Origin of the sequence: Peptoniphilus harei (assembly GCF_900454685.1) — a bacterium.
GTDB lineage: Bacteria > Bacillota > Clostridia > Tissierellales > Peptoniphilaceae > Peptoniphilus_A > Peptoniphilus_A harei.
Genome location: NZ_UATM01000032.1, coordinates 721,464 through 734,384, shown reverse-complemented (window position 1 = coordinate 734,384; position 12,921 = coordinate 721,464). Strand labels below are relative to the sequence as shown.

12 protein-coding genes are annotated in these 12,921 nt (G+C 39.0%); 2 read left to right on the top strand and 10 right to left on the bottom strand.

The genetic code is table 11. The features are described from left to right. Window positions 1-672 precede the first annotated feature (672 nt). The 3 genes from DRZ96_RS04920 to DRZ96_RS04910 are packed head-to-tail and all read right to left on the bottom strand — an operon-like array spanning window position 673 to window position 4,741. Entirely contained in the window at window positions 673-1,926 is a 1,254-nt protein-coding gene (locus DRZ96_RS04920) for an ABC transporter permease (RefSeq protein ID WP_112889804.1), read from the bottom strand. Continuing rightward, the gene (locus DRZ96_RS04915) at window positions 1,926-2,609 is read right to left on the bottom strand and encodes an ABC transporter ATP-binding protein (protein WP_112889803.1); all 684 of its coding nucleotides are present in this window, start codon (window positions 2,607-2,609) and stop codon (window positions 1,926-1,928) included. The genes DRZ96_RS04920 and DRZ96_RS04915 overlap by 1 nt, the downstream gene beginning before the upstream one ends. After that, window positions 2,606-4,741, bottom strand: a complete 2,136-nt coding sequence (locus DRZ96_RS04910) for an efflux RND transporter periplasmic adaptor subunit (RefSeq protein ID WP_112889802.1) — start codon at window positions 4,739-4,741, stop codon at window positions 2,606-2,608. Before DRZ96_RS04910 ends, DRZ96_RS04915 begins: the two co-directional genes overlap by 4 nt. A 173-nt stretch (window positions 4,742-4,914) precedes the next feature. Here DRZ96_RS04910 and DRZ96_RS04905 point away from each other — a divergent pair, with 173 nt between their 5' ends. Then, window positions 4,915-6,222, top strand: coding sequence for a Na+/H+ antiporter NhaC family protein (locus DRZ96_RS04905; RefSeq protein ID WP_112889801.1), 1,308 nt, complete (start codon window positions 4,915-4,917; stop codon window positions 6,220-6,222). Between the two features lie 44 nt (window positions 6,223-6,266). Here DRZ96_RS04905 and DRZ96_RS04900 read toward each other — a convergent pair whose 3' ends face one another. From DRZ96_RS04900 to DRZ96_RS04885, 4 genes are read right to left on the bottom strand one after another with little or no spacing between them, the layout of a single operon-like run. Further along, window positions 6,267-6,911 carry an ABC transporter permease gene (locus tag DRZ96_RS04900; protein WP_070700250.1) on the bottom strand — a complete coding sequence of 215 codons (645 nt, stop codon included), beginning with the start codon at window positions 6,909-6,911 and terminating at the stop codon, window positions 6,267-6,269. Further along, complete coding sequence (locus tag DRZ96_RS04895; RefSeq protein ID WP_112889800.1) at window positions 6,904-7,881, bottom strand: osmoprotectant ABC transporter substrate-binding protein; 978 nt, start codon at window positions 7,879-7,881, stop codon at window positions 6,904-6,906. The genes DRZ96_RS04900 and DRZ96_RS04895 overlap by 8 nt, the downstream gene beginning before the upstream one ends. Next, the gene (locus tag DRZ96_RS04890) at window positions 7,881-8,516 is read right to left on the bottom strand and encodes an ABC transporter permease (RefSeq protein WP_112889799.1); all 636 of its coding nucleotides are present in this window, start codon (window positions 8,514-8,516) and stop codon (window positions 7,881-7,883) included. The genes DRZ96_RS04895 and DRZ96_RS04890 overlap by 1 nt, the downstream gene beginning before the upstream one ends. Continuing rightward, window positions 8,509-9,729 (bottom strand): ABC transporter ATP-binding protein, encoded by a 1,221-nt coding sequence (locus tag DRZ96_RS04885; protein WP_112889798.1) that lies wholly within the window; start codon window positions 9,727-9,729, stop codon window positions 8,509-8,511. The genes DRZ96_RS04890 and DRZ96_RS04885 overlap by 8 nt, the downstream gene beginning before the upstream one ends. 195 nt (window positions 9,730-9,924) lie before the next feature. On the opposite strand from DRZ96_RS04885, the gene DRZ96_RS04880 reads away from it, so the two are divergent. After that, complete coding sequence (locus DRZ96_RS04880; protein ID WP_112889797.1) at window positions 9,925-10,299, top strand: encapsulin-associated ferritin-like protein; 375 nt, start codon at window positions 9,925-9,927, stop codon at window positions 10,297-10,299. A 57-nt stretch (window positions 10,300-10,356) separates the two neighbouring features. Here the strand turns inward: DRZ96_RS04880 and DRZ96_RS04875 are convergent, their stop codons facing one another. Genes DRZ96_RS04875 through DRZ96_RS04865 form a run of 3 tightly spaced genes read right to left on the bottom strand, consistent with a single transcriptional unit; the run spans window position 10,357 to window position 12,904 of the window. Then, entirely contained in the window at window positions 10,357-11,565 is a 1,209-nt protein-coding gene (locus DRZ96_RS04875) for an AI-2E family transporter (protein WP_112889796.1), read from the bottom strand. Between the two features lie 26 nt (window positions 11,566-11,591). After that, complete coding sequence (locus DRZ96_RS04870; protein ID WP_112889795.1) at window positions 11,592-12,035, bottom strand: hypothetical protein; 444 nt, start codon at window positions 12,033-12,035, stop codon at window positions 11,592-11,594. A gap of 2 nt (window positions 12,036-12,037) precedes the next feature. Next, window positions 12,038-12,904: a radical SAM protein gene (locus DRZ96_RS04865; RefSeq protein WP_112889794.1), complete on the bottom strand. Its 867-nt coding sequence runs from the start codon at window positions 12,902-12,904 to the stop codon at window positions 12,038-12,040. Window positions 12,905-12,921: the final 17 nt, after the last annotated feature.

The window sequence follows — 12,921 nt, the reverse complement described above, 5'->3', positions numbered from 1 at the left end:
ATTAATTTTTATTACTCCTGTAATATGATTTGTATTTTTAAAATATTTCCCGTATAAATACATGTATAATAGAAAGAATTTTACTTTTTTGCTTTTAATTTTATTTGTGAGTCTGTAATTTTTAACCACTTAGGAAATATTTGTAAGTTTTTATTTTTACATGAGCTTCCTAGTTTATTGTCATTTAGATCTTTCTCGTCTATATCTTATTTTTTATTAACTCTTATTTGCTTGCAACTTATAAAATAATTATCAAGTCAAACTTAACTACAAGTTATAAAATTATTTTGAGGTCATATTTGTTTGTGACTTAATAATTTATCATCAAGTCTTATTTGCTTATGACTTAAGAGTTTATCATCAAGTCATACTTATTTGTCACTTTAGAATTTATTAGTGAGTCCAACTTGTTTGTGACTTAGGAGTTTTTTATAAACTCATTTTTCAATCAGGAACTTATAATTTTTTGCTAGGTCATAGGACTTTATGACTTCAAAATTAATTTGCTCTTTAATCTTTTAGGTCAAGAGTAGACATCCGCTAGTTCCCTTCGGTCCTTCTCTTTGGCATATGGTCGCAGATAGGTCAAGCAAAAAGCACTGCCTCTCGACAGTGCTTTTCTTCTATTATATAGTCTTTTTAATTGTTTATAAGATTCTAATATCTTACATCTTATTCGTACCTAAGGGCTTCGATTGGGTCTAGCTTGGCTGCCTTGTTGGCTGGATAGTAGCCGAAGAAGATTCCTATTAGCATGGAGAATCCCACTGCCACCACAATTGATCCAAGGGATGGAAGTGTTTGGAATTCTAAAAGCTTGGACCCAATTAGTCCTATTATGGTTCCCAGGATTATGCCGAAGAATCCTCCAATAATACAAATTATTACGGACTCAATGATAAATTGCTTTCTTATATCGCCTCTTGTTGCTCCCAGAGCCTTTCTTATTCCAATTTCCTTGGTTCTCTCTGTCACAGACACGAGGAGGATGTTCATTACGCCGATTCCTCCAACTAAGAGGGAGATGGCTGCTATGGCTCCTATGGCAACTTGAATGGACCCCATAGCGGAGTTCATTTGTGATATTTCGCTCTCGGCTGAGTAGTGGGCAACTTCTGCTCGTGGGTTGTCCTTATAGAATTTGGCATTTAAGTCATCAACTAGAGCCTTGGCATCTTCTTCTATAGTGTCGGGGTTTTTTAAAGTCATGGCGATGTCGTAGTAGGATGTCCTTGGTTCTGTCAAAAGTTCTCTGTCCCCTGTTGTCCTTGGGATGTAAACGGATGAGCTGGCCCCATTAAGTGATTGGCCCATGACCTTCATCTCTTCGTACTCATAGACTCCAATTATTGTGGCAACTAGGAGTTTACCATTGACGTCAATTTTTACTTCTTGGCCCAAGGCTTCTGGTGCTGGGACCTTGTAGATTTCTTCAAGGACCTTGTCTGATATTACTGCAACAGACTTGCCCCTTGCCACGTCTTGGTCATTTAAAAACCTTCCGGCAATCATCTTGAGTTTGAAAAGATTTTTTTCGCCCTCTGATGTAGAAACTATGGATACTGGCTCCTTGTCTCTCCCTTCCTTGACATAGCCTTGGCCGCTGGCTCCATGGTAGACTAAGTCTTCAATGGTCCTGCCCTTTTGTGCTTCTAAATAGTTTATTATGTTTTCTGAGAAGTAGTCGGAGTCGGTGAGTTCTCCCCCATCGTAGTCGGCATTTTTTGGCTTTACATAAATTTGGACTGCTGTGTTGGCTATGGAGTCAAAGGCCTTGTTGACTGACTTGGTGAGGGCATCTCCTATGGTTGTGATGCCGATTACTGACCCGATTCCAATTATTATCCCTAGCATGGTTAAAAAGGACCTGAGCTTGTTGGACCTAAGTCCCTCAAGGGAGAGTTTTATTGTTTCTAATATATCCATTAAATCTCCTCCAAAAGTCCGTCAGTCATCTTGTAGATCCTGCCAGCTTCCTTGGCCAGTTCCATGTTGTGGGTGATGATAATTATTGTCCTCTTGTCTTCCTTGTTGAGTTTGTGGAAGAGGTCCATAACATTTCTGCCAGTCTTGGAGTCCAGGGCTCCCGTTGGCTCGTCTGCCAAGATGATATCGGGGTTATTGGCCATGGACCTGGCTATGGCAACTCTCTGTTTTTGTCCACCTGATAACTCATTGGGAAGGTGGTCCATCCTGTCCTTCATCTCCACTATTTCAAGGAGTCTTTCTGCCCTCTCTGCCCTTTCCTTTTTCCCCACTCCTGCATAGGTCATGGGAAGTTCTACGTTCTTTTGGGCATTGGACCTGGGTATTAGGTTGAAGTTCTGGAAGACGAAGCCAATTTTTTTGGACCTGTAGGCTGAAAGCTCGCTGTCCTTTAGGGTGGATATGTCGACTCCGTTGAGTTCGTAATAGCCTGAGGTCTGCCTGTCGAGTAGACCAATGATGTTCATTAGGGTTGACTTACCTGATCCCGACTGGCCCACAACTGATACGAAGTCGCCGTCATTTACTTCAAAGTCTATGCCGTGGAGGATTTCCAATTCATTTTCTTTTCCTATATTAAAGGACTTTTTTATGCCCTCCATTTTTATAAGCTTGCCTGTCATTTTATAATAACTCCTCCGGCTTCTGCAGTGCTGGCGTCTACACTTTTTTCATCTCCATCACTTTCTTTGGAGTTTGGGTCCTTCATAAGGGTTAGCTTTGTTCCTTCTCCATAGCCTCCTGATGTGGCAAGGACCTTGTCGCCAACCTTTAGGTCTTTGGACTTGATGGCAGTTTCTGCGTCATTTTCAAGTCCCCTTATGACTTCTACTTTTTCAATTTGGTAGTCATCCTTACCAATGTTTTTTAGACCAAGGACATAGGACTTGCCATCTCTCTCGAAGATTGCATCACTTGGCACCTTGAAGGTGTCTCTTTCTTGGCTGAGGATGTATTTTACCCTAAGTGTCATGCCTGGAGCAAGCTTTTCTTCTTGTCCTTCATCTATTTCTATTACAGTTTTGTAGAGGACTTCGCCAGACTTGTTGTCTTCAGAAACTGGCATTGGTGCTGGGTCAATGGAGATGACCTTGCCCCTAAAGACTTCTCCCACAAGGGAATCTGATGTGATCTCAACTTCTGTACCCACACTTATGGAGTTCTTGTCGTATTCCTTGACTTGGGATTCTATCCTAAGCTTGTCTATAGTTTCGATCTTGGCAAGATAGCCTGTTGGAACTTGGCCTTCCTTGGCTGGGACTTCTGTCACAGTTCCGTCTGCTGGTGCCTTGATCATGACCTTGTCTAGTTCCTGACTTAGATTTTCGATTTCCACATTATCAAGATTGTTTGCTCCAGCCTTGGCTGTGTTTAGGTTGTCTCTTAGGCCAGAAATTTCGTTGACAACTTGTTGTTTTGTTGATTCTAGATTTTTCTTGGCATTATCATAGTTGTTCTTAGCAGTTTCAAGGTTCTTCTCTAGAGTTTTTAACTCGTCGTCACGAGATTTTCTTGCCTTTAGGGCCTTGTCTGCATCGGCATAGAGGTCTTCTTTTGCCTTTCTCACTTCAAGTTCTGTTGACTCCACTTGTTTTACCTGGCCTTCCACTTCTTTTTCAAGGGCTTCGGCTTGAGAATCGTATTTTTGCTCGTCAGCCTTGGCAGTGGCAAGGTCTTCAGATATTTTTCCTATTAGGATTTCTGTTTCTGATTGTTCTCTTGTTAAGTTTTTTACTTTATTTTGCAATTCTTTTATTTCTTCTGTAATTTTGTCAGAATTTGAATTTGCACCACTTGTCTTGTCATCTACAATTCCATTTTCAATTGTGCCTGCATTTATAGTTTGCGTACCCTTGTCTATCATATTGTTTTTAGAAGGCTTATTCTTAGAAAGCTCTTCAGCTTTTTGTCTTCCTCCAGCTAAAAGGTTCTGTTGTTTTTCTGAAATTTTAGCTTGGGTTTCAGATATTTCAATCCCAATTTCTGTAAGTCTTCTCTTGGCATTGTCAAGATCTGACTGCAAGTAGTCCTTGGACCTGGAAGAGTCTCTTGCAAGGGACCTATTTTCAGCAATTTTGTTCCTATTGCTATTTAGGTCTTCCACAAGTTGCTTGTATCTTAGGTCAGTTGCTTCTTCTTGGTGGGCAAGATTTTGCCTGGAGTCCTTCTCTGCAACTATGCCTTGGTTGTATCTCTCGTCTATACTTCTCTTGAAGTCATTGTAGGATTTCTCTGCGGCAAGGTATTGGTCCATAGCTTGAGTTAGGGAAGTTTCTGCAGCAACAAGGGCTGGATTTTTACCAGACTTTTGACCAGTCACTGCTTCAGAAAGTCTTTTCTTGGCAGCAGAAATTTGTGCCGACACATTTTTGTCTGTGGCCTCCTTTTGGGCCTTCCTTGACTTTAGTTGTTGCTCTATGCTTGAGGAGTCAAGCTTGGCTATGACGTCGCCCTTCTTGACCTTGTCGCCAACCTTTACATTGACTTCTGTCACTGGAAGGGACTTTTCAGCAAATACTTCCACTGAGTTTGATGGAACAACCTTTCCCTTTTCGCTGACGGAGTTTGTCACGCTCCCCTTCTTTAGGGTCACAACTTGGTTTTCAGAAATTGTTTCTCCCTTTCCTCCACCAAGGCCAGCAAATTTTGGTATAAGTATTAGGGCCAGGATGAGGGCCAGTCCTCCTCCTGCTAGGATTTTATTTCTTCTATTTTTAAGTATGGTGTCTTTCGCTTTTGTATAAAATTTTTTCATATCTACCTCCATGCTTAATTATATATTAAGTTTTTCAAGAATTACAATAGTAAAGACCTGCAAAAGTCTTTCAAATTTATTAAGATTTGCCTAAATTTCCTTGAAAGATGTCTTGGCTTAATTATAAAATAAAAAGTATAAAGCTAGAGTAAAGAAAGTCAGGGAGGTGGAAAATGCTAGAAATTTTAATTTTAATTTTATTTATGGTGAATCTCTTCATAGCAATAATTTTTGATATATCAATTGTCCTTGCCCTCTTTTTGAATTTGATTCTCCTAATAATTTACGCCTTTATAAAAGACTACAAATTAAAAGAAATTTTTCACATGGTCTATGAGGGACTCTTGGACACAAAGACCATCCTCTTTGTCTTTATGTTAATTGGAATGATAACAGGTATTTGGCGATTATCGGGGACTATTGCCTACATAATTTATAAAGGGACTGGGCTTATTGCCCCAAAATTTTTCTATGTGGGAGTTTTTATTTTTAACTCTGCCATTTCAGTCTTAACTGGGACAAGTCTTGGAACTGCTTCCACTTCTGGCATAATTTCCATGTCAATTTCTACCGCCATGAACTTCAATCCCTATATCACTGGTGGGGCAATTTTGTCTGGCTGCTATTTTGGCGACAGGTCATCTCCAATGTCAACATCAGCCCTATTGGTTGCAACTCTTACCAAGACTGACCTCTATGTTAACTTGAAAAATATGTTTAGGACCTGTGTCATTCCCCTAGTTTTGACCCTAATCACTTTTCAAATTTTTAATTTTGGAATTGATGCCGAGATAAATTCTCAAAGTTTGAGGTCCATTGCCAGCATTTTTAATTTTAATTTCTTCTTAGTGGTCCCAACTCTTTCCATAATCATCTTGGCTATATTTAAAGTGGACATTAGGATCAACATGGTAATTTCCATTATAATTTCTATTTTCTTTGCAATAATCTTTCAAGATGCTAGCCTTGGAGAAATTTTTAAGGCCTTGATTTTTGGTTTTCACATTGACTCTGATGTGGGACCACTAGTAAATGGTGGCGGCCTTCTATCTATGAGAAAGATGCTACTTATTGTAGGGATTTCATCTGGCTACTTTGGTTTTTTCAAGCACACAGACCTCTTAGTAGTTGTGAAAAAATATGTAAACATCTTGTTTGAAAAGCTACCCGACATGGTGGTCATGTCCTTTATTTCATTTATAATCGCAGGTTTTTCTGCTAACCAAACCTTGACCACTATGATCACCTACGAAATGGCAAGGGAAAATTATAAGGACTCCTACAAGTTAGCCCTTGATCTTGAGAACTCTGCAATTATGACTCCACTTTACATTCCCTGGAACATAACGGGCAGGACCCCTCTTGAAATGGTCGGAGGACCCATTGGGGCAATTTTATTTTCCTTCTACCACCACTACATTGTACTGGTGAATACGCTGGCATCTAGCGTGGAATTTTATAGGAGTAAAAAAATAAATTAAGATATGAAAAAACTCAGGCTTATAAAACCTGAGTTTTTTTTATTCTATATCTTTGTAAAAGTTCTTGGTTTAAGTTTATTTTCTATGGCTCCAAGGGCGAAGTCTGCCAAGACTGCCATTAGGGCTGTTGGGATTGCTCCTGCTATTATTATAGGGCTTCCGTTGGCAACTGTGATCCCCCTTGTGATTATATCTCCAAGGCCACCTGCTCCAATGAAGGTTCCCACTGCCGTAACTCCTATGGCAAGAACAAGGGCATTTCTTATGCCACCCATGATTATGGATATGGCAAGGGGAAGTTCTACCTTTTTCATTATTTGAAATTTCGTCATCCCCATTCCCTTGGCTGCATCAACAAGTTCTGGTGTCACTGAATTTATTCCTCCAACTGTGTTTTTTAATATTGGAAGGATTGCGTATAAGAATACTGCAAAGACCACTGTGTTTGGTCCCGTTCCTATTAAAAACATGAGGATGGCAAGCATGGCAAGGGATGGGATTGTCTGCATTACATTGGCAATGCTTATTGTAAGTCTTGATAATTTTCCCTTTCTTGCAACTGCAAATCCAAGTGGTATTGCAACTATTGATGCAAAGAGAACTCCGTAAATGGAAATTAGAAAGTGTCTAATAAATTGTTCAAAGACATAGGACGCGTTCTCCATATAGTAAATCATTACATCAGACATTTTTTCCTCCTTCCACTGCTTCCTTGTATTCCTTTATCTTTTCTTGATCAACTTTTACATCTTCAAAGTAATTATGCTTTTTCAAGAAGTTTTCTGCCACTAGTGCTGGCATCTCCAGGTCTTCGTCTGCTTGACGGTTTAGTTCTTGCATATCTTCTGATGAGATTTGACCCACAAGCTTCATCATTATGGTTTCAAGCTCTGGATATTTTTCCACAATTGCCTTTGACAATACTGGTGAGCAGTCATAAGGTGGGAAAAGTCTCTTATCATCTTCTAGGACAACTAGGTCATAGGATGAAATCTTTCCGTCTGTGGAATATCCAAGGACTAGGTCCATTTCTCCACTGGCAAGGGCTGTGTAAACTAGGCCAATATCCATGGGATAAACTGTTTTAAAGTCAAATCCATAGATTTCTTTGAAGGCCTTGTAACCGTCTCCCTCTCTCTTTATCCAAGCTGTGTCAACTCCAACTTCGAGATTGTCCTTTAGCTTCTCAAGGTCAGAAACTTTTTTAAGATTATTTTCTTCTGCGAATTTTTTTGTAACCATAAAGGCATAGGTGTTGTCAAAGCCAAAGGATGGGTACCAGTATCTCTCCCACCTCTTGTAGTATTCATCCATAACAACTCTCTCTGCCTCTTTTGGGTCCTTGATAGGGTCCATGCCAAGTTCCCCACTTAGGGCTGTACCTGTGTACATGGCACCAACTATGTTTACATCTCCCTTTAACATGGCTATGTGGTTTAGGACAGATGATGACAAGTTGGTAATAAGTGAAACGTCTATGTCGCTGTGGTGTTCTATCATTTGCTTTACAACTTCTCCCAGGATCTGTCTTTCTGTGTTGGATCCCGTTGCCACAACTACGCTAGTCTTGGTGTTGCCACCAATTCCCGGTAGTGTGCAGGATGTCAAAAAGATTGGAAGTATAAGAAATATTAAAAGAAATGTTTTAATTTTTTTCATTATGCCACCTCACTTTTCTTATTGGGAGATAGTTTTTCTTCTAGGATTCCAAAGAAGAAGTCCACTATTATGGCCATAAGGGTAACTGGAATTGTGCCCCAAACTACCATTGGCATTATTGCGTTAGTAAGTCCGTTGAAGATAAAGTCCCCAAGTCCACCTGCTCCTACATAGGCTGCAAGAGTTGTCCAGGCAAGGACGTAAACTCCTGAAAGTCTTATACCACCCATAATAACTGGCATGGCCATAGGAATTTGGACCTTAAAAAGTATTTGGGACCTTGTCATCCCCATTCCCTTGGCTGCGTCAATTAGGTTTTCATTTACTCCTGCTATCCCAAGATAGGTGTTCCTCATAATCGGAAGCAAGGAGTAGATAAAAAGTGAAACTATGGCTGGTTTCTTTCCAACTCCAAAAAGTGGAATCATAAGTGCCAAGAGGGCAAAGGATGGAACTGTTTGAAGAACTGATGCTATTGCCATGACAATTTTCGCTGCCTGCTTGGACCTATTTAGTAAGATCCCAATAGGAACTGCCACTAGAATTCCAAGGGCTAGTGAAATCGCCGCAATCATAAGGTGCTCCATGGACTTTGAAAATATTTCTCCGCTATTCGCTAATAAAAAATCAATCATTTTTATCACCTATTTTCTTAGGTGACTCACCTGATGCATCCTTCATAAGTTCAGACAAATTGTCCTCTTCGTAAATTTCCTCAACTTCTTCCTCTTCTTCATTTTCCCAAAGGTTGGTGTAGATTGTATCAACTACTGATGCCCTGGTAACAAGGCCCACGAGTTTGTTCTCATCGTCAACTACTGGAAGGTTCTTTATGTCGAGATTATAGATGTCACGAATGGCATTCATGATAACTGTGTCCTCTTCTATGGCATAGACCTTGTCCATGACTTCGTCAAGGGGTTTTATGTGCTTACCAAATTTTCCTATGTCAAACATACCCACTGCTCCAAGTAGGTGACCTTCTTCGTCAGTAACGAAAATCGTGTCGACTCTCTTGTTCCTCATAAGGGCAAGGGCATCGTAGGTTGACCTGTCACTTGTTAGGGAAACTGGATTCTTAAGCATTATTGTCTCAACAGTCCTATAAGAAGTCTTGGCCTCGTTCATCTTTTCTTGGCCCAACATTTCTTCTACGTATTTTGATTTTGGGTTCTTAAGTATATTTTCTGGTGTATCAAATTGTTCAACATGACCCTTCTTCATGATGACTATCCTATCTGCAAGTGAAAGAGCCTCATCCATGTCGTGGGATACAAAGACTATTGTCTTTCCCATTTCTCTTTGAAGTCTCTTCACAAGTTTTTGTAGTGCATCTCTTGTTATTGGGTCAAGAGCACCAAAGGGTTCGTCCATTAGGATTATGTCTTGGTCTGCTGCCAAGGCCCTTATTACACCAATTCTCTGTTGTTGACCACCAGATAATTCTGATGGGTATTTTTCTAAGTAAGATAGTGGCAGGTCAACTTTTTCTATTAAGTTCTCTGCAATTGGTCTTAATTTTTCTTCGTCCCACTTAAGTAGCCTTGGAACCAAAACTATGTTGTCGTAAACTGTCATATGGGGCAAGAGTCCAATTTGTTGGATTACATATCCAATTTGTCTCCTAAGATCAACAGCATCCATATCTTTGATGCTGACTCCGTTAATGAGGATCTCGCCTGATGTGATTTCGTTCATCCTGTTTATCATCCTCATACAGGTAGTCTTGCCCGATCCACTGGCTCCAATAAAACATATAAATTCGCCATCCTTGAATTTTAAATTTATATTTTCAGCTGCAACCTGATTACCGGGATAGATCTTACTGACATTTTTAAATTCAATCATTAACAATCTCTCCTTTAATCAATTTTCTCAGTATCTTTGAAAATTATTTCAATTCTCTTTCTCTTCATAATTTTTTCAACTATATCTATTATACCCAAAACAAGGAAGTTTGAAAAATCCATTCCTTTGGTAAAGTGTTAGTGCTTTAATTAATTTGAAAGTAAATTAACATTTTTTATTGTAAAGGAGCTTATTATGGCTAACGATTATCACGAACCCGCTAGTGAAATGACGAAGAAGCAAAGGGAAATTGTAAGAGCAATTAACTCTCTAAAAGAAGAAATCGAAGCAGTTGACTGGTACTACCAAAGAGTTGCAGTTACTGATGACAAAGAACTAAAGGAAATCATGTGGCACAATGCCGAAGAAGAAATTGAACACGCAATGATGACACTTGAATGGCTTCGCCGCAATCAAGAAGGTTGGGACGAACAAATGAGGACTTACTTATTCTGCGAAGGCAACATAATGGAAGCAGAAGAAAATGCCAAGGAAGATGACGACAATGAAGAAGATGATGATAAAAAATCTTCTAAATCAAAGAAAACTACAAAGAAAAAATCTAAATAAGAAATAATTTTTTGCATAAAGAAAGACTTCTCACTGTGAAATGAGAAGTCTTTTTGTTTATATTTTTTTCATTCTTAAGTCTAAGTTCTTTTCATTGATCTTGTACTCTGTGTACTCTTTTATGAGGGCGTAGATTGTTGATGCAAGTGGTATGAAACCCCACATGCCAACAACACCAAAGAGTGAACCACCAATAGTGATTGCCACAAGAGTCCAAAGAGATGGAAGTCCAACTTCGTTTCCCACAAGTTTTGGATAAACTAGGTTTGACTCAACTTGTTGCAAGATCACAATCAAGGCTATAAAGATAAGTCCCTTTGTTGGATCTTCGATTACAATCATGACAAAGGCTATGGCACCACCAAGGAAGGGGCCAATAATTGGAACAAGGTCTGTCACTCCAACTATTACACCAATTGTGGCTGCATTTGGCATCCTCAATACTAGGCAGCAAATAAAAGTTGCTATACCTATAAAGGTTGAAACTGTAAGTTGTCCCCTGATGAAACCAAAGAAGTTTTCATGTAAAAGGTGGGCAACGTGTAAGATTTTATTTGCGACCTTGTTGTTAAAACATGAGTAGCAAATTCTTGTTGCTTGGTAACCCAATCTTTCCTTGTCTGCAAGGATGTAAATTGATGTGATAAGGGCAAGGAAGAAGGAAACCAAACCACCTAATATACTTGATGCAGTTGAAAGTGCAGAGTTTAGTATGTGTGATGAATTTTCATCAGATTTCACAAAGCCCTTGACCCTATCAAAGATTTCATTCCAAGACAAGTTGTCGTATTCTGCTTGGAGTCTGTCTGAATAACTATTAAGGTAAGGTATCTCTCTTGTCTTATCAATTGCCATTTGCAAGAAACTTGGAAGGGACTTCCTAAGTTCGTTAAAGGAATTAATAAGTTGTGGAACAATTATTGCCGTAATGATAAAGAAAACAAGGATTATCACTATAAAGGATAGGGCAATGGATATTGTCCTCTTGTGCTTTTGAAATTTTTCATTTTGTATCTTGTCAAAAACTTTTCTCTCTAAAAAGTTTAGGGGTATTTTCATTATAAAGGCAATGACTCCTCCCAATATAAAGGGAGCGCAAATGCCAAGTAAGACTCCAAGGCCTGAAAATATTGACCTTGAATTTACGAATAAGTATGCCACAAATAAGAGGGCAAGTCCTGTCAAAAATATCTTCTTGTAGACATCTGTCTTAAAGGTCAATTTTGACGGGATATTTTTTTCTTTTATTTCTCTTTTATCTTCCATATTTTGTTTTTCCTCTTTTCTTGAAACTAGAGTCCAAAGTAGTCTTCAAAAAATTTTTTCTCTATGTTTTTTGTTCTATTTAAGTAAATCTCTAGGTAGTCATAAAAGAGAGAGCCCTTATCTATCTTGGGGTTTTCTCTCTTTGTCCTTTGAAGATAATGAACCCTGTGAGGGGCAGGAAGTCTTGATGACCTTCCCTTCTTTTCATAAACTTCATGACCTTCTGGATTTAACTCAATAATAATTTCGAAATTCTTGTCACTAGGTCCTTCCTTTTTCTTGTAGTCAATGTCAAGTTTCTCCTTTTTATTGGGACTTGACTCAAGGGGGATTAGGTACCTAACAGGATTTAGAGCAAGGGAGGTCTCTTCAGTCTTTTCTTCAAAGGAAATAACTCCAGAGTCCAAGTCTTTTTTTAAATTTTTTAGCCTTTGCCCTTCATCCATGCTTTCAAAATTCTTGTCCTTCAATTTTAAAATCCTCTCAATACATCAGGTCTAAAAGACTTTTTCTTTAAAGTTTTTTCTATTGCACTAATTAAGCCTTCCCTATCTTCATTTAAAGTTCCTGCAAGTAGAACGTAGTTGGAAGCGTGGTTGGACCTAAATACTGTACCTTCAGAGTCAACGTGCTCCAAGAATATCTTCATCTCTTCAAGGATTTGACCTGCATCTGGCATCTTGAACTTGCCATTTACATAGTCTTCATAAAGAGGTGTGTTCTTGTAGATCCTCATTGTAAGATAACCCAAGAAGTCTGGCTTAGTTTCTGAAATTAGTTTGGCAGTTCCAATGGCATTTCTCTCCATGCCCTCTACTCCGCCAAGACCTGCAATGATTGTGATGGAAGTTGTAAAGCCAGCTTCCTTTGCCTTCTTCATGGCAGTCACATATTCTTCATAAGTTACACCCTTATTAATTTCTTTTAGGAGTTCTTCGTCTCCTGTTTCAAAACCAATGTAGAGCATCTCAAGTCCTTCAGCCCTAAGTTCTTTTAATTCTTCTAGGGACTTCCTATTTATATCTTGGGCAGTTGCATAGGAAGAAACCCTCTTTACATTGGGATAATATTTTTTTATTGTCCTTAGGATTTCAAGAAGGTCTTCTGTCTTTAAAACTAAAGCATCCCCATCTGCCAAGAAGATCCTTTCAAAGTAATCTCCATAGGAACTCATTTCTATTAGGTCCTTCTTTATGTCTTCAAGGGATCTTATCCTAAAATCATCTTCCTTGTACATGTAGCAAAAAGTACAGTCGTTGTGAGAACAACCCACTGTAGCTTGAACTATTAATGACCTAGCCTCACTTGGCGGTCTAAAAACATTTCCGTAATACTGCATATAACTTCCCTCTCTTT

Bases quoted from the DNA above. Each gene is read 5' to 3' on its own strand.
- DRZ96_RS04885 (WP_112889798.1), bottom strand. From the start codon at position 9,729: ATGATTGAATTTAAAAATGTCAGTAAGATCTATCCCGGTAATCAGGTT.
- DRZ96_RS04895 (WP_112889800.1), bottom strand. From the start codon at position 7,881: ATGAAAAAAATTAAAACATTTCTTTTAATATTTCTTATACTTCCAATC.
- DRZ96_RS04880 (WP_112889797.1), top strand. From the start codon at position 9,925: ATGGCTAACGATTATCACGAACCCGCTAGTGAAATGACGAAGAAGCAA.
- DRZ96_RS04865 (WP_112889794.1), bottom strand. From the start codon at position 12,904: ATGCAGTATTACGGAAATGTTTTTAGACCGCCAAGTGAGGCTAGGTCA.
- DRZ96_RS04890 (WP_112889799.1), bottom strand. From the start codon at position 8,516: ATGATTGATTTTTTATTAGCGAATAGCGGAGAAATATTTTCAAAGTCC.
- DRZ96_RS04900 (WP_070700250.1), bottom strand. From the start codon at position 6,911: ATGTCTGATGTAATGATTTACTATATGGAGAACGCGTCCTATGTCTTT.
- DRZ96_RS04910 (WP_112889802.1), bottom strand. From the start codon at position 4,741: ATGAAAAAATTTTATACAAAAGCGAAAGACACCATACTTAAAAATAGA.
- DRZ96_RS04875 (WP_112889796.1), bottom strand. From the start codon at position 11,565: ATGGAAGATAAAAGAGAAATAAAAGAAAAAAATATCCCGTCAAAATTG.
- DRZ96_RS04905 (WP_112889801.1), top strand. From the start codon at position 4,915: ATGCTAGAAATTTTAATTTTAATTTTATTTATGGTGAATCTCTTCATA.
- DRZ96_RS04920 (WP_112889804.1), bottom strand. From the start codon at position 1,926: ATGGATATATTAGAAACAATAAAACTCTCCCTTGAGGGACTTAGGTCC.
- DRZ96_RS04915 (WP_112889803.1), bottom strand. From the start codon at position 2,609: ATGACAGGCAAGCTTATAAAAATGGAGGGCATAAAAAAGTCCTTTAAT.